This window comes from Streptomyces europaeiscabiei (assembly GCF_036346855.1).
Classification (GTDB): Bacteria; Actinomycetota; Actinomycetes; order Streptomycetales; family Streptomycetaceae; genus Streptomyces; species Streptomyces europaeiscabiei.
Window position 1 is genome coordinate 2,722,248 of record NZ_CP107841.1, and the last position, 16,691, is coordinate 2,738,938.

Below are 16,691 nucleotides of genomic sequence, written 5' to 3' on the forward strand. Positions count from 1 at the left end.
GCAAAGTGCAAAATTTCGTGCAGGTTACATGATGGAGCGATTCTCGGGAACTGGATACTTCGTCCCAACATGCGGACGCCACGGGCGCGGAGGGGGTGCCGCGCACGGTTGCGTAAATCAGGGGGAGCCGACCGGACAGATCAATGTCGGCCGACCGGGGGCACAGAAGGCGGCGTCGCCCACTGCATCAGGGTGCTTGCAGGCGTCTTTGCCCGCGGCGCTTACGGCTCATGCCCAGCGGTTAAGCATTCGAAACCGCCTGGTAACGACTACTTATGCGGCCCCGCGCATACGTAGCCATCCGATCCATCATACGGCCGCTCCGATCAGGCTGCCCAGGGCGTACGTCACACCCGCCGCGGCGCCACCGAGGGCGAGCTGCCGCAGCCCGCTGAACCACCAGCTCCTGGCCGTCACCCTGGCCACCACCGCCCCGCACCCGAAGAGCCCCGCGAGCGCCACCAGCACGGCGGGCCACAGCGTGCCCGCGCCGAGCAGGTAGGGCAGTACGGGCAGCAGGGCGCCCAGCGCGAAGGAGCCGAAGCTCGACACGGCGGCGACGACGGGCGAGGGAAGGTCGCCGGGATCGATGCCCAGTTCCTCGCGGGCGTGGATCTCCAGGGCCTGCTCCGGGTCGTGCGACAGCTGCCGCGCGACCTCCCGGGCGAGCCCCGCCTCGACCCCACGGGTCTCGTAGAGCGCGGCCAGCTCCTTCTCCTCGTCCTTGGGGTGCTTGCGCAACTCCCGCCGCTCGACGTCGAGTTCGGCCTCGACGAGTTCTCGCTGCGAGGCCACGGAGGTGTATTCGCCGGCGGCCATGGAGAAGGCTCCGGCCGCGAGACCTGCGAGCCCGGCGACGACGACCGCATCCCGGCCGGCCGACCCGCCCGCGACACCGGTCATCAGCGCCAGGTTGGACACGAGTCCGTCCATCGCCCCGAACACGGCAGGCCGCAGCCAGCCGCCGTTCACGTCCCGGTGGGTGTGGTTGTCGCGGTGCGCCTCGTGCAGCGCGGCTTCGGTGTCGATGATCGCCACGGTCAAGCCCCTTTCCTCGCATCGAACGTACGCTCGGAAAATTGCTTCTGCCAGCAAGGAAGGCCGTACTTACCAGGGGCCGCAACTGTTCGAGAAACCGTTGCCGCTCATTCGTACACGGCTCTGCACAGATGTCGACCGGGTGATACAGCGGCGTTCCGGGGGCCGTCGGGGCACCCGATGTGGCAGAGATCTTCACAGCGAAATCTTCGACGTCGCGAAATCTTCGGAGCGGATCAACTGCCCGTAGGGCCAGACCTGCCCACCGGGCCAGAGAGGCGCCATATGCCTTCCATCGCCTGCATTCCTTCGGTCCCGGCGCCCGGGGACGCCGCCGCTCTCCGCGAGCGGGCGCGGGGGGCCATGCTCGGGCTCGCCGTCGGGGACGCGCTGGGGGCGCCCGCCGAGAACATGAAACCCTCCGAGATCCGCGCACGCTGGGGGCGCATCACGGGGTACGTGGCCGAACACCCCTCGGGCACGGACGACACCGAGTACGCCATCTTCTCCGGGCTGCTGCTGGCCCGGCACGGCTCGGCGCTCACCGTCACGCATGTGGAGACGGCCTGGCACCAGTGGATCGCGGACCGGGACGAGGGCCCGTTCCGGGGCGCCGGCTTCAGCGAACGCGGCACCCTGGAGAACCTCCGCCGGGGCCTGGCCGCGCCGATCTCCGCGCAGCACCGGCACGCCTGGAGCGACGGCCTGGCCATGCGCGCGGCCCCCTTCGGCGTCTTCGCCGCGGGCCGCCCGGCGGAGGCCGCCCGTCTGGTCGCCATCGACGGCTCGGTCAGCCACGAAGGCGAGGGCATCTACGGCGGCCAGGCGGTCGCGGCGGGAGTGGCGGCGGCGATGGGGGGCGCCCCCACGATCGCCGTGGTCGCCTCCGCCCTCGCCGTGGTCCCCGACGACTCCTGGACGGCCCGCTCCCTGCGCCGGGCGGTGGCGATCGCCCACCGCGGCGAACGCGCGGTCCGTTCCGCGGTCGTCATCGGCGGCTACCCCTGGACCGACCTCGCCCCCGAAGCCGTCGCCCTCGCCTTCGGCGCCTACGCGGCGGCCGACGGCGACTTCACCGAGTCGGTGCTGACGGCGGTGAACATGGGCCGCGACGCCGACACGACCGCCGCCGTCGCCGGCGCCCTGGCCGGCGCGACCCGGGGCGCGTCCTCGATCCCGCCCGAGTGGGCCACCGCCATCGGCCCGGCGAGGGGCAGCTGCCTCCCCTCCATGGCAGGCCACCACGTCCTCGACGTGGCCGAGCTCCTGGTCCCCGGCGAGGGCGGCAAATGGGGCACCACCACGACCCCCCTCCACCGCGAGGAGCGGCCCTGCCCACCTCCGACCGCCTTCACCCTGGCCCCACCCACCAAGACGGAGACCCCCTCATGACCCCACCACCACCGTGGGACGAAACCACACCCGCCGGGCCATCGAAGCCGGGCGACGGGGCTTCGCATTCGGCAGCACCCGGGCCGTACGACGGGACGACCCGTACGGCAACACCGGCACCGTGTGGCGAGACAGCGCGCGCGGCGACACCCGGACCGGTCGACGACACCACGCCCACCTCGTGGACGGTGGCGAACACATCCGGCGGGAACGGACTCGCTGTCACGGCGAAGCCGGTCGAAGCCGTGCACCTGGTCGCGGCGAACCCGGTCGAAGCCGAACTCACGGACACGGCCAACCCCATCGAAGCCACGCACACAGTCGCGGCCAACCCGATCGAAGCCGAACTCACGGACACGGCCAACCCCATCGAAGCCACGCACACAGTCGCGGCGAAGCCGATCGACCTCGACCCCGGGGTCGTGGCGAAGCCGTCCGGAACCGCACCCACGGTCGTGACGAGGCCGATCACCCCCGCACCCGCACCCGCAGTCGCCGACGCCGACGCCGACGACGACGGCCCACCGGGGCCACCCGCACCCGACGACGAAAGCCGCACGGGCGGTGCGGGTGGGAACAAGCCGGCCGAAGGCGAAGCCGAGGCGGGCCGGGCGGCGTACCCCCCGGAGGGCCACCGCATCGAGGGCCTCCTGCTGGGCCTGGCCGCGGGCGACGCCGCCGGCTGGCCCGCAGCCCGCCACCGAGCCGCCCGCATGCCGGAGTGGACCCGCCGCCTGACCCGCGAACTGGACACCTTCGCCGAGCAGAACGCCACCACCACACTCCCGGTCCCCATCGCCCTCAACCAACCACCCGAACCCCTCCGCCTCGGCCCCTCCGACGACGCGGAATGGGCCGCGTTCGCCGCCGAGGCCCTCCTCCGTGCCGGTGACGCTGCCGCCTTGGGCGACCTCAGCCTGGAACGCCGCACCCGCGCCTCGATCGACCTCTCCTGGAACGCCGTGGCCAGCGAGATCGCCGCCGCCGCCGAACGCGCCCCCGAGGTCGAGTCCGCCGTACTCCCCCTGCGCGCCCGCATCTCCGTACGCGCCGGACTCGGCAACCTCGCCACCGGCCTGCGCCCACCCGCCACCGGCCACGACAACCCCCACTACTTCGACGACGCGGCCTGCGTACGCGCCTGCGTGCTCGCCGTGGCCCACCCGGGCGACCCTCGCCGCGCCGCCGATCTCGCCGAGTTCGACGCCCGCTACACCCAGGACGGCGACGGCGTGCACGGCGCCCGCGCGATGGCCGCCGCGCTCGCCCTCGCGCTCGTCGGCGCGAACGTCGACGACTGCACGGCAGCCGCCCTCGCCGAACTTCCCGCCGAGACGGAGATCGGCCGCAACGCCCGCCACGCCCTGGATCTCGCCCACCGCCACAAAAAAGAAGGAACATTCGCTCTGGTCCCGCTCCTGGAGCACCAGATCGTCGACCACGTCTACAGCTACGGCATCGCCGCCGCCGAGACCGTCCCCGTGGCGCTCGCCCTGGCCACCGCCGCCGAGGGCCGGATCGCCGAGGCCGTCCCCGCCGCCGCCTGCCTCTCCCGCGTCGCCGACTCCGCCCCGGCCCTCGCCGGCGCCCTCACCGGCGCGCTCAGCGGCGCCGCCGCCATCCCCGACACCTGGCGGGAAGCCTGCCGCACCCTCTCCGGCTGCGCACTCCCCCGCCTCACCGGCACCGATCTCGTACACCTCGCCGAACTTCTCGCAGCCACGGAACTCGGCACTCCAGGAGGATGATTCGGGCATGACGTCCCCAATGGATCCCAACCCGCACGCAATGCCCCATGCCGGAGCAGGCGTTGCGGCGAACGCCGCGGCAAGCCTCGAAGAGCGCATCACCGGCGCCCTGGTCGGCGCCGCCGTAGGCGACGCCCTCGGCGGCCCGGTCGAGGGCTACACCCCGGAGCAGATCCTCGAACGCCACGGCGGCCGCGTCCACGGCATCGTCGGCCCCTGGAACGGCGACGGCTGGCGCACCGCCCGCCCCATCGCGCCGTACCACAAGGGCGACGGCCACGTCACCGACGACACCTTGATGACCCACGCGCTCGTGCGGGTGTACGACCGCGTACGCGACCACCTTGACGCGTACGCCATCGCCGAGCACCTGGTGCCGGACATGATGACGACCCCGCGCTGGATCCCCGAGCTGGAGGCGGAGGCCCTCCCCCTCCAACGGGTCTTCCTCGCCGAGAAGTGGCTCGTGGCCCGCATCCACTACGGCCACATCGACCCCCGAGAGGCCGGCACCGGCAACATCGTCAACTGCGGCGCCGCGATGTACATGGCCCCCGTCGGCCTGGTCAACGCGGCCGACCCGCCCGGTGCGTACGCCGAGGCCCTCGACATCGCGGGGGCCCACCAGTCGTCCTACGGCAGGGAGGCGGCGGGCGTGTTCGCGGCGGGGGTCGCGGCGGCGTGCACGCCGGGCGCGACCGCGGAGTCGGTGATCGAGACGTGCCTCGCCGTGGCCAAGGACGGCACCCGCGCGGCGATCGAGGCCGTGTGTGAAGTGGCCCGCCGCCACACGGACTTCGAGTCGGCGCTACGGCCGCTCCGCGAGGCGGTGACACCGTTCGACACGGTCGGCCCCGACTACCGCGCTCCCTCCCTCAACGCCCGCCGCCCCTCCCGCCTCCACGCGATCGAGGAACTCCCCATCGCCCTGGGCATGTTGCTCGTGGCGCGCGGCGACTACCGTCACGCGGTCCTGGGTTCGGTGAACTACGGCCGCGACTGCGACTCGATCGCCACGATGTCGGGAGCGCTGGCAGGGGCACTGGGCTCGCAGGTCCCGTCCGACTGGGCCAAGACGGTCGCGGAGGCCAGCCGCCTGGACCTGCACGCCCCCGCCACGGCCCTGACGGCGGTCACCCTCCAGATCCACGCCCAGGACCTGCACCGCCGCCGCGCCCACGAGGCCGCCCTCGCCACCCTGGCCCCCCTCCGGTGACCCCCCTCCGACTCACCTGGGTCCAACCGGAAGACCTCCTGGGCCACGAACTCCACCAGGCGGTCCAGGACGGTCGCGAGCCGTCGGCCATCGCCGCCCGCTGGCGAGGAGCGGGCGGCCCCCCGGCCCCGCCCCGCGCCGGCGCATCCCCGCATCGGACGTCCCGCTACTTGCGCCAACTCGCCGAGGACCTGCTGGACGAACTGGCAGACCTACCCAGCAGCTTGGCGGAACACGAGCCGACCGAGCTGAGCAGGATCAAGGCGTTGTGCCCGGACTGGCCGATGCGTCCGGCCGAGCCCACCGGTCCTGCTGGGCCGCCCCGTCCCGGCCACTCCACCCACCCCGCTCAGCCTGCGGGCAGTCGTGCCGCCGGGGCGGCACGGGTGGGCGCAGGCGGCACCCTGCAGGCGCAGGCCCGCGACACCCTCCCCACCCCGGCCACGTACACGCGGCGACTGGAGGCGGCCTGGCTCGGCCGCGCCGTCGGCTGCCTCCTCGGCAAACCCGTCGAGAAACTCCCCCTCCCCGCGATCCGCCAACTCGCCCGGGCCACCGGCAACTGGCCCCTCACCACCTGGTTCACCGCCCGTGGCGTCCCCCCGGAACTCCTCGCCGCCCACCCCTGGAACCGCCGTTCGGCCCCCACCTCCCTCGCCGAGAACATCGACGGCATGCCCGAGGACGACGATCTCAACTACCCCCTCCTCAACCTCCTCCTGCTCGCCCGCCACGGCCGCGACTTCACCACCACGGACGTGGCACGGCTCTGGCTCGACGAACTCCCCGCAGGCCGCACCTTCACCGCCGAACGCATCGCCTACCGCAACCTCCTCACCGGCATCGACCCCCCGCACACAGCCCGCCACCGCAACCCGTTCCGCGAATGGATCGGCGCCCTGATCCGCGCCGACGTCCATGGCTGGACCAACCCCGGCGACCCGGCCACCGCGGCCGAACAGGCCCACCGCGACGCCGCCCTCACCCACACCGCGAACGGCGTCTACGCGGCGATGTTCGTCGCGGCCACCATCGCGGAGGCGGCCACCGGCACCCACGACGTCCACCACTGCCTGCGCACCGGCCTCAAGGTCGTCCCCCCGGACTCCCGTCTGGCGAAGGCGATCGACCACGCCCTCCGACTCGCCACGGGCGAGCGCGACTTCGACACGGTCGTCGACGAACTCCACTCCACCTACGCCGACCACCACTGGGTGCACGCCCTCCCCAACACGGCCCTGCTCACCGCCGCACTCACCCATGCGGACGGCGACTTCACGGCCTCCGTCTGCCGCGCGGTGTCGGGCGGTTGGGACACCGACTCCAACGGCGCGACGGCGGGCAGCATCGCCGGCCTCCTGACCGGCTCCCCGGACGCCCTCCCCGACCGCTGGACGGCCCCCCTCAAGAACCGCCTGGCCACCTCGGTCGCCGACTTCAACGGCGTCGGCTTCGACACCCTGGCCCACCTCACCCTCCGGGAGACCCCCCACCCATGACCCAGGCGTACGACCCCCCGCTCTCCCACCTCCGCGTGCTCGACCTCGCCACTCTCTTCGCCGGCCCCCTCGCCGCCACGATGCTCGGCGACTTCGGCGCGGAGGTCATCAAGATCGAACACCCCACGAAGCCGGACCCGTCCCGTGGCCACGGCCCGTCGAAGAACGGCGTGGGCCTGTGGTGGAAACTGCTGGGCCGCAACAAGCGCACCCTGACGCTGAACCTCTCCACCCCCGGCGGCCGGGACACGCTCCTGCGCCTCGCCGCCACCGCCGACGTGATCATCGAGAACTTCCGCCCCGGCACCCTGGAGAAATGGGGCCTGGGCTGGAAGGAACTCTCCGCCGCGAACCCCCGTCTGGTCCTCGCCCGCGTCACCGGCTTCGGCCAGTTCGGCCCGTACGCGCACCGCCCCGGCTTCGGCACGCTGGCCGAGGCGATGAGCGGCTTCGCCGCGATCACCGGCGAGCCGGACGCCCCTCCTGTCCTGCCCCCCTTCGGCCTGGCCGACTCGATCGCGGGCCTGGCGACGGCATACGCGGTGATGACCGCACTCGCCGCGCGTGACCGGACGGGCGAAGGGCAGACGGTCGACATGGCGATCATCGAGCCGATCCTCACCGTCCTCGGTCCCCAACCCCTCTGGTACGACCAGCTCGGCCACGTCCAGCCCCGTACCGGCAACCGCTCCGCCAACAACGCGCCCCGCAACACCTATCGCACGGCGGACGGTACATGGGTGGCCGTCTCCACCTCGGCCCAGTCGATCGCGGAGCGGGTGATGCGCCTGGTCGGCCGCCCCGAGCTGATCGACGAGCCCTGGTTCGGCTCAGGCGCGGAACGGGCCCGTCACGCCGACGTCCTGGACGAGGCCGTCGGCGCGTGGATCGCCCGCCACACCCGCGAGGAGGTCATCGAGGTGTTCGAGAAGGCGGAGGCGGCGGTGGCCCCCATCCAGGACGTACGGGAGGTGATGACCGACCCCCAGTACCGGGCCCTGGACACGATCACGACCGTCGACGACCCCGACCTCGGCCCCCTGCGTATGCAGAACGTCCTCTTCCGCCTCTCCGCCACCCCCGGCGCGATCCGCTGGGCGGGCCGCGCACACGGCGCCGACACGGACTCGGTCCTCACCGAACTGGGCCTGTCGGAACCGGACATCGATGCCCTCCGCCAGGAGGGCGCCCTGTGACCCCCGGTTCGACGACCCCCTTCCCCCTGACCTGGCTGTACGTCCCCGGCGACCGCCCGGAGGTGGTCACCAAGGCCCTGGCCTCCGGCGCGGACGTGGTGATCGTGGACCTGGAGGACGCGGTGGCGCCGAACCGCAAGGCCTACGCCCGCGCGGCGACCGCCGAACTCCTCTCGAGCCCGTCCACCGTCGCGGTTCACGTACGCGTGAACGCCCTGGGCACCCCGGAGGCCGAACAGGACCTCAAGACCCTCTCCTCTCTCCCCGGGCTGGCGGCCCTCCGCCTGCCGAAGATCACGTCCCCCGCCGACGTCGCCGGCGTAGCGGAAAGAACCGCCCCCGCGGAAGGAGGAGCGATCCCCCTGTACGCGCTCCTCGAATCGGCCCTGGGTGTGGAACGCGCCTACGACATCGCCACCGCCCATCCCGCCCTCCGCGGCATCGCGCTCGGCGAGGCTGACCTCCGCGCCGACCTGGCCGTCCGGCACGACTCGGCCCTCGACTGGCCCCGCTCCCGGGTGATCCTCGCCGCGCGCGCCGCGGGCCTCCCCTCACCGGCCCAGTCGATCTACCCGGACACGAAGGACCTCGAAGGGCTGGCCGCCTCCTGCGCCCACGGCCGCGCCCTCGGCTTCCTGGGCCGCGCCGCCATCCACCCTCGGCAGCTCCCGGTGATCGAACGCGCCTACGCCCCCACCCCGCGGGAAGTGGAATCGGCCGAGGAGACCCTCAAGGCCGCGACCACCGCGCCCGGCGCCCAGGCCCTCCCCGACGGCCGCTTCATCGACCCGGCCGTGGTGGCAGCCGCCCGCAGAACCCTCACCCTGGCCAACCGCCCCACCAGACGCTGATCCGCCCCCGCCGCCCCTACCCATTCCCATCCCCAGGGGCTGCGCCCCTTCGACCCCCCTCTGCGGGCCCGGTGGGGGCTGGTCGCGCAGTTCCCCGCGCCCCTGAAAAAGCAGGGGCTGCGCCCCGTGCTTTTCCAGGGGAGCAAGGCCGTGGTCTTTCAGGCCCGCAGGGCCTGATCTTTCAGGGGCGCGGGGAACTGCGCGAGCAACCACGAACCCCCCGCAGCCGCCCCACCGCCTCAGTCACCCCACCCCGCCCATCTCCCCGCCCACCCCGCAACCCAAAGACCCACCCGCCCGGAAGGGGCGGATGGGTGGGGAACATCCCTCGCGGCGCGGCGGATCACCGCAACCTAAGCGCCACGTCAGCTCTTCTCGGCGGACTCGGCCTTCTTCTCGACCACGGAGTCGGAGGCGGCATCCGCGTCCTTCTCCTTCTTCGCATCGGCCTCGCCCGAGGGCTCCGCGGACTCCGCGGACTCCGAGTCCTCGTCGTCCTTCTGCTCGCCCTTCTCCACGTCCGCAGCGGCAGGGTCCCCGTCGGAGACACCCGGCTCGACGACCTCTTCCCGCCCGGGCCGCTTCCGGGCCGACAGGACGATGTAGATCACGGCGAGGATGAAGACGAACAGCGCGGTCCAGTTGTTGAGGCGCAGCCCGAAGATGTGATGGGCCTCGTCGACCCGCATGTACTCGATCCAGAACCGCCCCACGCAGTACGAGGCGACGTACAGCGCGAACGCCCGCCCGTGCCCGAGGTTGAAGCGACGGTCCGCCCAGATGACGAGGAGCGCGACACCGATGCACCACAGCGACTCGTAGAGGAAGGTCGGGTGGTACGTGCCCGGCAGCCGCCCGTCCGTGGAGGACGTGATCTCCACGGCCCACGGCACGTTCGTCTTCCTGCCGTACAGCTCCTGGTTGAACCAGTTGCCCCACCGCCCGATCGCCTGCGCGAGGGCGATGCCGGGCGCGACGGCGTCGGCCCAGGCGGGCAGCGGGATGCCACGCCGACGGCAGCCGATCCACGCACCCACCGCGCCGAGGGCGATCGCGCCCCAGATGCCGAGCCCGCCCTCCCAGACCTTGAAGGCGTCGACCCAGTCACGGCCCTCGCTGAAGTACAGCTCGTAGTCCGTGATCACGTGGTAGAGCCGTCCGCCGACCAGGCCGAAGGGCACGGCCCAGACCGAGATGTCGGCGACCGTACCGGCCCGTCCGCCCCGCGCGACCCAGCGTTTGTTGCCGAGCCAGACGGCTACGAAGACACCGATGATGATGCAGAAGGCGTAGCCGCGCAGCGGGACGGGACCGAGGTACAGCACCCCGCGCGACGGGCTGGGAATGTAGGCAAGTTCCATGGCAGGGTCGACGCTACCCTGCCGGGCCCGGCCGACGGCAGGCGGCCCGGCAACGGGTCCATAACGCCGTACCACAACTGCCTTGACTCCTCAGGGCCCCCCGCAGCCCCTCGGCTCACACGCGACTCACCCCTGGGCGTTCGCCTCCACCATCTGCTTCAGCTTGGCGGGGGTCATGGACTGGTCCGCGTAGATGTTGGTGCCGTTGAGGAAGACGCTCGGGGTGCCGGAGAAGCCGCCCTTCTGGAACGCCTCGTTCGACTTCGCGACCCAGCTGTTGTGCCTGCCGTCCTCGACGCACGTGCGGAAGGCCGCGGTGTCCAGCCCGTCCACCTTCTTCGCCAGGTCGAAGAGCTTGGTCTCGCTGGCGAAGTCGTCGCTCGTCTCGGCGGGCTGGTTCTGGTACAGCACGTCGTGGTACGCGGGGAACTTCCCCTCGTTCTGTGCGCACGCGGCGGCGTTTGCGGCCTTGCGGGAGCCGCTGCCGCCCATGTTCCCGTCGATCAGGGTGGCGAGGTGGTACTCGACCTTCAGCTTCCCGGCCTCGGTCAGCTCGTGGATCGTCGAGCGGTAGGCGTCCTCGAAGGACTTGCAGGCCGGGCAGCGGAAGTCCTCCCACACCGAGAGGGTCGACTTCGCGCCGGCGTCCCCGACGGGGATCGCGAGGCTGTCCTCGCCGTTGGCCCCCGAGGGCGCCACGACCGGGCCCGCGGTGTCGGCGTCGTCGTCCTTGCCCGCGTTCGCCGCCACGACGCCGATCACGGCGGCCAGGCCCAGCACGCACAGCACCGAGGCGCCCACGATCAGCACCCGACGGCGCTTCTCGCTGGCCTTCTGCTTCTCGCGCTCCTCCGCCAGTCGTTCACGGGCGGTGCGCTTTCCCTCACGGTTCTTCTCGCTCACATCCCGCAGAACGAACCGGGGAGGCGCACCGCGCCTCCCCGATCCCACTTCCACCCGTTCGGGTGAGCGTATGGCCCGTTACGTTCAGCGATCCCCGTACGACAAACGGGTGAACGTCACGAGCCCCCTGGGCGCGCCGGATCGCACGCCCGATCACGCGCCCCGGCGTACGCCCTTCGCGAGGTCGCCCGCGAGTTCCCGTACGGCGTTCAGACCGGCCGCCTCGTCGGGGGCGTCCAGCATCCGCTTCACGAACGCGGAGCCGACGATCACACCGTCGGCGAACCCGGCGACCTCGGCGGCCTGCCCGGCGTCGGAGACGCCGAGGCCGACGCAGACCGGCAGGCCGGAACCCGTGGCCCGGGTGCGCTCCACCAGGTCCTGGGCCTGCGCGCCCACCGACTCGCGGGTGCCCGTGACCCCCATCAGCGAGGCGGCGTAGACGAAGCCGCTGCCCGCCGCGGTGATCTCGGCGAGGCGGGCGTCCTTGCTGCTGGGCGCGACCACGAAGACGGTGCCGAGACCGTGCTTGTCCGCGTGCTCCCTCCACAGCGCCGACTCCTGGACGGGCAGGTCGGGCAGGATGCAGCCCGCGCCACCCGCCTGAGCCAGCTCGGCGGTGAAGCGCTCGACGCCGTAGCGGTCGATGGGGTTCCAGTACGTCATGACGAGGACGGGCTTCCCGGTGGCCTCGAAGGCCTCCCGGACCGTGCGCATCACGTCCGCGATCTTGACGCCGCCGCGCAGGGCGATGTCGTCGGCGGTCTGGATGACGGGACCGTCGAGGACCGGGTCGCTGTGCGGCAGCCCGACCTCGACGACGTCGGCGCCGCCCTCGAAGACCGCCTTGATGGCGGCGATACCGCCGTCGACGGTCGGGAACCCGGCCGGCAGATAGGCGATGAGCGCGGCCCGCCCCTCCGCCTTGGCGGCGGCGAGGGTGTCGCTCAACAGTTGGATGTTGCCGCTCACTTGGCGTCCCCCTCGATCTCGGCGAGATCGGCCGCGTCGGCGGCGACCTCGGCGTCGGCAGCGGTTTCGTACAGGCCGAAGTACCGCGCGGCCGTGTCCATGTCCTTGTCGCCGCGCCCGGACAGGTTGACGACGATCAGCCCGTCCTTGCCCAGCTCCCTGCCGACCTCCAGCGCGCCGGCGAGCGCGTGCGCGCTCTCGATCGCCGGGATGATGCCCTCGGTGCGCGACAGCAGACGCAGCGCCTGCATGGCAGCGTCGTCGGTGACCGCGCGGTACTCGCCGCGGCCGCTGTCCTTGAGGTACGCGTGCTCGGGGCCGATGCCCGGGTAGTCGAGGCCCGCCGAGATCGAGTAGGGCTCGGTGATCTGCCCTTCCTCGTCCTGGAGGACGTACGAGCGCGACCCGTGCAGGATGCCCGGCTCACCGGCGGTGAGCGTCGCCGCGTGCTCACCGGTCTCGATGCCGTGACCCGCGGGTTCGCAGCCGATGAGGCGTACGTCGGCGTCCGGGATGAAGGCGTGGAAGAGCCCGATGGCGTTGGACCCGCCGCCCACGCAGGCCACGGCGGCGTCGGGCAGCCGCCCGGCGCGTTCGAGGATCTGACGCCGTGCCTCGACCCCGATCACCCGGTGGAAGTCGCGGACCATGGCGGGGAAGGGGTGGGGCCCGGCCACGGTCCCGAACAGGTAGTGCGTGCGGTCGACGTTGGCGACCCAGTCCCGGAACGCCTCGTTGATGGCGTCCTTGAGGGTCCGGGAACCGGACTTCACGGCGACGACCTCGGCGCCCAGCATGCGCATGCGGGCGACGTTCAGGGCCTGCCGCTGGGTGTCGATCTCCCCCATGTAGATCGTGCAGTCGAGCCCGAAGAGCGCGCAGGCAGTGGCGGTGGCGACGCCGTGCTGGCCCGCTCCCGTCTCGGCGATGACCCGCGTCTTGCCCATGCGCCGGGTGAGCAGGGCCTGCCCGAGCACGTTGTTGATCTTGTGCGATCCGGTGTGGTTCAGGTCCTCGCGCTTGAGGAACACCCGCGCCCCGCCGGCGTGCTCGGCGAACCTCGGCACCTCGGTCAGCGAACTGGGCCGCCCCGTGTAGTGCACGAGCAGATCGTCGAGCTCGCGCGCGAACTCGGGGTCGTGCTTCGCCTTGTCGTACTCCACGGCGACCTCGTCCACGGCGGCGACCAGCGCCTCCGGGATGAACTTGCCGCCGAACGCGCCGAAGTACCCCTCGGCGCTGGGAACCTGACCCTCGGGGTCGGGAATGAAGAACTCACTGGACATGCGGTTACCTCGCAGGGGCACAGCCCCGGGTTGGTCGGACGATGGGTTCACAGTGATCACGCACACGCTGGCTGAGAGCCGCGGAATCGGCTCACCGTCGCGAACGGTCGTCGGACCTCGCTCCGGTGGCAGTGATTCCGCCGCGGACGAACGCCCCCACGGCGCATACCGGCGGTTCCGTACGACCGGAACCCCTGCACGGGGGTCCGGCAACGGCACGTCGCCGTGCGTTCGGTGGAGGACGCGGCTCAGCTCACCGCAGGTGACGCGTCCGGGGCCATCGCATGCCGTTCACCTGGCCCGGCTCGTCGCCGATGACGTACCGGACCCGGCGCCCGTGGACCCGGCGGGCGGGCGCCCGGCAGCCACGGGGACGGCACCCGCGCGCGAGGCGGGCGTAGGGGTCCCTGGTCGTCATGGAGATCGAGAACATCAGGGCACAGCCTACCGGCCCCGGATCACCCGTGTGGGTGATCTCGACCGACAAGGCCGCCCCCGCGCACCCCGACGCCCCGGCCGGGACGAACCCCGGCCGGTCGGCGACGAAGGCGCGGTCGGTCATGGCCGGGTCAGCCCCGCCCGTGCCGCAGCGCCGGGTGCTCGCCCGCGGCGACGAGGTCGGCGACGGCCGTCCTGGGGTCCTTGCCGGTGACGAGGGACTCGCCCACCAGGACGGCGTCGGCGCCGGCGTTGGCGTAGGCGATGAGGTCGTGCGGGCCCCGGACGCCGGACTCGGCGATCTTGATGATGGAGTCGGGGATCTCGGGGGCGACCCGCTCGAACGTGGTGCGGTCGACCTCGAGGGTCTTCAGGTTGCGGGCGTTGACCCCGATCACCCGGGCACCGGCGTCGACCGCGCGTTCGACCTCGTCCTCGTCGTGGACCTCGACGAGCGGGGTGAGTCCGATGGACTCGGCACGCTCGATCAGCGACTCCAGCGCCGGCTGGTCGAGAGCCGCGACGATCAGCAGGACCACGTCGGCGCCGTACGCCCGTGCCTCCCACAGCTGGTACGAGGTGACGATGAAGTCCTTGCGCAGGACGGGGATGTCCACGCGCGCGCGGACGGCCTCCAGGTCGGCCAGCGAGCCGCCGAAGCGGCGCTGTTCGGTGAGGACGGAGATGATCGCCGCGCCACCCGCCTCGTAGTCGGCCGCGAGACCGGCCGGGTCGGCGATCGCGGCGAGCGCGCCCTTGGAGGGGCTGGACCGCTTGACCTCGCAGATCACCTTGACGCCGTCGCCACGGAGGGCGGCCGCGCCGTCCTTGGCCGCCGGAGCCTTCGCCACGCGCTCCTTGAGCTCGTCGAGGCTGACGCGCGCCTGCCGCTCCGCGAGGTCGGCACGGACTCCGTCGATGATCTCGTCGAGCACACTCACGCGAGCGGCCCCCTTTCAGACGGTGAAAACGATGAAAATCAGTGACAACGTTTGACGGTCATGTATTGACAGTCGAGCGGTTCTCAGGGTTCTGGCAGTTCACTGTGATGGTATCCGCAGGAGGGCGTAGGCCTCACATCCGGTTGACGGCGGTCCCACTACCTGGACGTTCACCGTTTGATCAAGGATGGAGCCAGCTACCGAACGGCAGGTTCCGGACAACCGTGAAGACCAGCGCCAACGCGCCGAGCGACCACATCCGGACGGGGCCGAGCCGCAGGCGCAGAGGTCGCCCGCGCGCCACATGGACCACCCAAACGGTCCACAGCACCGCGAAGCCCACGAAGCCCGCCACGGCCAGCGCGTTGTCGGTGAGGGCGGTCGCGACATCCCCGTGCGCGAAGGCGTGCGCGCTGCGCAGACCGCCGCAGCCGGGGCAGTAGAGGCCGGTGAAGCGCCACAGCGGGCAGACGGGGTAGTGGCCGGGGTCGTTGGGGTCCACGGCCGCGACGTAGGCGAAGGCCCCGCCGACGGCCGCGAGCACCCCGGCGGGCACACCGAGCGCGCGGAGCGTGCGCCCCGGGCCACGACCGGGGCCGCTGATCGCGGCGGTCGCATCGGCCGTTTCGGCGCGCGACGGCGGCGCGGTCGGCTGGGTCTCGGGGTTCACACACCGCATTCTGCCCCGCGCGGGCCGTACGCGCGCCCGAGGGGCGGCTCCGTGGCACGGAGCCGCCCCTCGGGCGGAAAGTCAGCTCTTGGCGGCGGCCGGCTCGGGAGTCGTCGCGGTCTGCGCGCGGACCGTCGCCTTCTCGTACACGGCGTGCGCGTCCTTCGGCTGGCCCAGGCCCATGGCGCGCATGACCATGCCGACGACACCGCCGAGGACGATGATGACCATTCCGGCCCAGAATCCCAGCGGCTGGGCCATCACCATGTAGGCGCCCGAGACGCAGAAACCGATGAAGGTGATGGTGACGCCGGTCCAGGCGGCCGGGGTGTGACCGTGGCTGCTGCCCGCCATGACTTGCTCCTCGTTGTTCATTGCGTGGTGCGATGCGTGTGGCTCGATGCCTGTACTGAGTCGGACGCTCGTCGTCCATTGTCCCGTACGACTGCGAGTGCCTTGAGCGGGGGTGTCCCCTCCCGCGTTCCGGTTCGCGCGGTCCGGGGGTCGTGCGGTCCGTGCGGTCTAGGCCGGATCGGATCCCGTGGGGTCCTCGCCCCGGTCCAGGGCCTTCCACATGTCCTCGGGCCGGTCGGGGTCGACCGGCTCGGCCTTGCGCGGCCGGGGTGTGCCGTCCCGTTCGTAGCGGCCGGACATCGCGGGCCACATCCGTCCGTAGCGAAGCGCCAGCAGCCCGGCGAGCAGGATGAGCGCGCCACCGGCGGCCGCGACGTACGGCCAACCGGTGTGGCCGATCGCGTCGACGGCCGCGGCGGTGTCGCCGGAGGCCTCGGCCGCCTTGTCGTCGAGCGCCGAGCTGTCGTACGCGCCGAGCAGCGCGGCGGCGATCGTGCCCGCCCCGGAGAGGGCGAGCAGGGCGGCGACCAGGACGCGCCCGGACCGGCGTACGGCGAAGACGGCGACGAGCGCGGCGAGGCCCACCACGGCGAGGGCCGCGGGCACGCCTGTGACGTCGCTGCCCTGGGCGGTCAGCGGGAAGGCGCCGCCGGCCACCGAGATGGTGCCCTCCGACCAGCGCTGGCGGCTGGCGAGCAGCGCGACGGCCGCGCCGAGGGCACCGCTGAGCAGCGCCAGGGCGAGGCTGCGTCGGCCGGCGCGGACGGACGCGGATTCGGAACGGGGGTGAGGTACTGCGGTCACGTACTCCACTATCGCCTGCGCC

Annotated in this window: 16 protein-coding genes; 6 read left to right on the top strand and 10 right to left on the bottom strand. The window is 72.3% G+C overall.

All coding sequences use genetic code 11. The annotated features are described in order from the left end of the window. Positions 1–309: 309 nt before the first annotated feature. Positions 310–1,038 carry a VIT1/CCC1 transporter family protein gene (locus OG858_RS11815; protein ID WP_328545345.1) on the bottom strand — a complete coding sequence of 243 codons (729 nt, stop codon included), beginning with the start codon at positions 1,036–1,038 and terminating at the stop codon, positions 310–312. 285 nt (positions 1,039–1,323) lie between these two features. On the opposite strand from OG858_RS11815, the gene OG858_RS11820 reads away from it, so the two are divergent. From OG858_RS11820 to OG858_RS11845, 6 genes are all read left to right on the top strand, one after another. After that, positions 1,324–2,430 (top strand): ADP-ribosylglycohydrolase family protein, encoded by a 1,107-nt coding sequence (locus OG858_RS11820; RefSeq protein ID WP_327723870.1) that lies wholly within the window; start codon positions 1,324–1,326, stop codon positions 2,428–2,430. Positions 2,431–2,852: 422 nt separating this feature from the next. Continuing rightward, on the top strand, positions 2,853–4,178 hold the full coding sequence (locus OG858_RS11825; RefSeq protein ID WP_408059474.1) for an ADP-ribosylglycohydrolase family protein: 1,326 nt from the start codon (positions 2,853–2,855) through the stop codon (positions 4,176–4,178). A 40-nt stretch (positions 4,179–4,218) separates the two neighbouring features. After that, positions 4,219–5,394, top strand: a complete 1,176-nt coding sequence (locus OG858_RS11830) for an ADP-ribosylglycohydrolase family protein (RefSeq protein WP_319066138.1) — start codon at positions 4,219–4,221, stop codon at positions 5,392–5,394. Continuing rightward, positions 5,391–6,893 carry an ADP-ribosylglycohydrolase family protein gene (locus OG858_RS11835; protein ID WP_327723871.1) on the top strand — a complete coding sequence of 501 codons (1,503 nt, stop codon included), beginning with the start codon at positions 5,391–5,393 and terminating at the stop codon, positions 6,891–6,893. The genes OG858_RS11830 and OG858_RS11835 overlap by 4 nt, the downstream gene beginning before the upstream one ends. Next, positions 6,890–8,089 (top strand): CaiB/BaiF CoA transferase family protein, encoded by a 1,200-nt coding sequence (locus OG858_RS11840; protein ID WP_327723872.1) that lies wholly within the window; start codon positions 6,890–6,892, stop codon positions 8,087–8,089. The genes OG858_RS11835 and OG858_RS11840 overlap by 4 nt, the downstream gene beginning before the upstream one ends. Next, positions 8,086–8,940 carry an HpcH/HpaI aldolase/citrate lyase family protein gene (locus OG858_RS11845; protein WP_327723873.1) on the top strand — a complete coding sequence of 285 codons (855 nt, stop codon included), beginning with the start codon at positions 8,086–8,088 and terminating at the stop codon, positions 8,938–8,940. Before OG858_RS11840 ends, OG858_RS11845 begins: the two co-directional genes overlap by 4 nt. Positions 8,941–9,305: 365 nt before the next feature. Here OG858_RS11845 and lgt read toward each other — a convergent pair whose 3' ends face one another. The 9 genes from lgt to OG858_RS11890 form a co-directional block, all read right to left on the bottom strand. Then, positions 9,306–10,301, bottom strand: coding sequence for a prolipoprotein diacylglyceryl transferase (gene lgt / locus OG858_RS11850; protein WP_319317221.1), 996 nt, complete (start codon positions 10,299–10,301; stop codon positions 9,306–9,308). A 126-nt stretch (positions 10,302–10,427) separates the two neighbouring features. Further along, a complete protein-coding gene (locus OG858_RS11855) occupies positions 10,428–11,204 on the bottom strand; it encodes a DsbA family protein (RefSeq protein WP_179201431.1) in 777 nt (258 codons plus the stop codon). 153 nt (positions 11,205–11,357) lie between these two features. After that, positions 11,358–12,176 carry a tryptophan synthase subunit alpha gene (trpA, locus tag OG858_RS11860; RefSeq protein ID WP_086753459.1) on the bottom strand — a complete coding sequence of 273 codons (819 nt, stop codon included), beginning with the start codon at positions 12,174–12,176 and terminating at the stop codon, positions 11,358–11,360. Then, positions 12,173–13,462 carry a tryptophan synthase subunit beta gene (trpB, locus tag OG858_RS11865; RefSeq protein WP_319066050.1) on the bottom strand — a complete coding sequence of 430 codons (1,290 nt, stop codon included), beginning with the start codon at positions 13,460–13,462 and terminating at the stop codon, positions 12,173–12,175. The genes trpA and trpB overlap by 4 nt, the downstream gene beginning before the upstream one ends. A gap of 253 nt (positions 13,463–13,715) precedes the next feature. Continuing rightward, positions 13,716–14,024 (bottom strand): tryptophan biosynthesis modulator TrpM, encoded by a 309-nt coding sequence (trpM, locus tag OG858_RS48115; RefSeq protein ID WP_408059386.1) that lies wholly within the window; start codon positions 14,022–14,024, stop codon positions 13,716–13,718. A gap of 7 nt (positions 14,025–14,031) precedes the next feature. After that, entirely contained in the window at positions 14,032–14,841 is an 810-nt protein-coding gene (gene trpC, locus OG858_RS11875; RefSeq protein WP_086746287.1) for an indole-3-glycerol phosphate synthase TrpC, read from the bottom strand. Positions 14,842–15,022: 181 nt separating this feature from the next. Beyond that, on the bottom strand, positions 15,023–15,520 hold the full coding sequence (locus tag OG858_RS11880; protein ID WP_319317216.1) for a DUF2752 domain-containing protein: 498 nt from the start codon (positions 15,518–15,520) through the stop codon (positions 15,023–15,025). 72 nt (positions 15,521–15,592) lie between these two features. After that, positions 15,593–15,865 carry an HGxxPAAW family protein gene (locus tag OG858_RS11885; RefSeq protein ID WP_037696256.1) on the bottom strand — a complete coding sequence of 91 codons (273 nt, stop codon included), beginning with the start codon at positions 15,863–15,865 and terminating at the stop codon, positions 15,593–15,595. A 168-nt stretch (positions 15,866–16,033) separates the two neighbouring features. Continuing rightward, positions 16,034–16,678 (bottom strand): TIGR02234 family membrane protein, encoded by a 645-nt coding sequence (locus OG858_RS11890; protein WP_086746285.1) that lies wholly within the window; start codon positions 16,676–16,678, stop codon positions 16,034–16,036. Positions 16,679–16,691 lie beyond the last annotated feature (13 nt).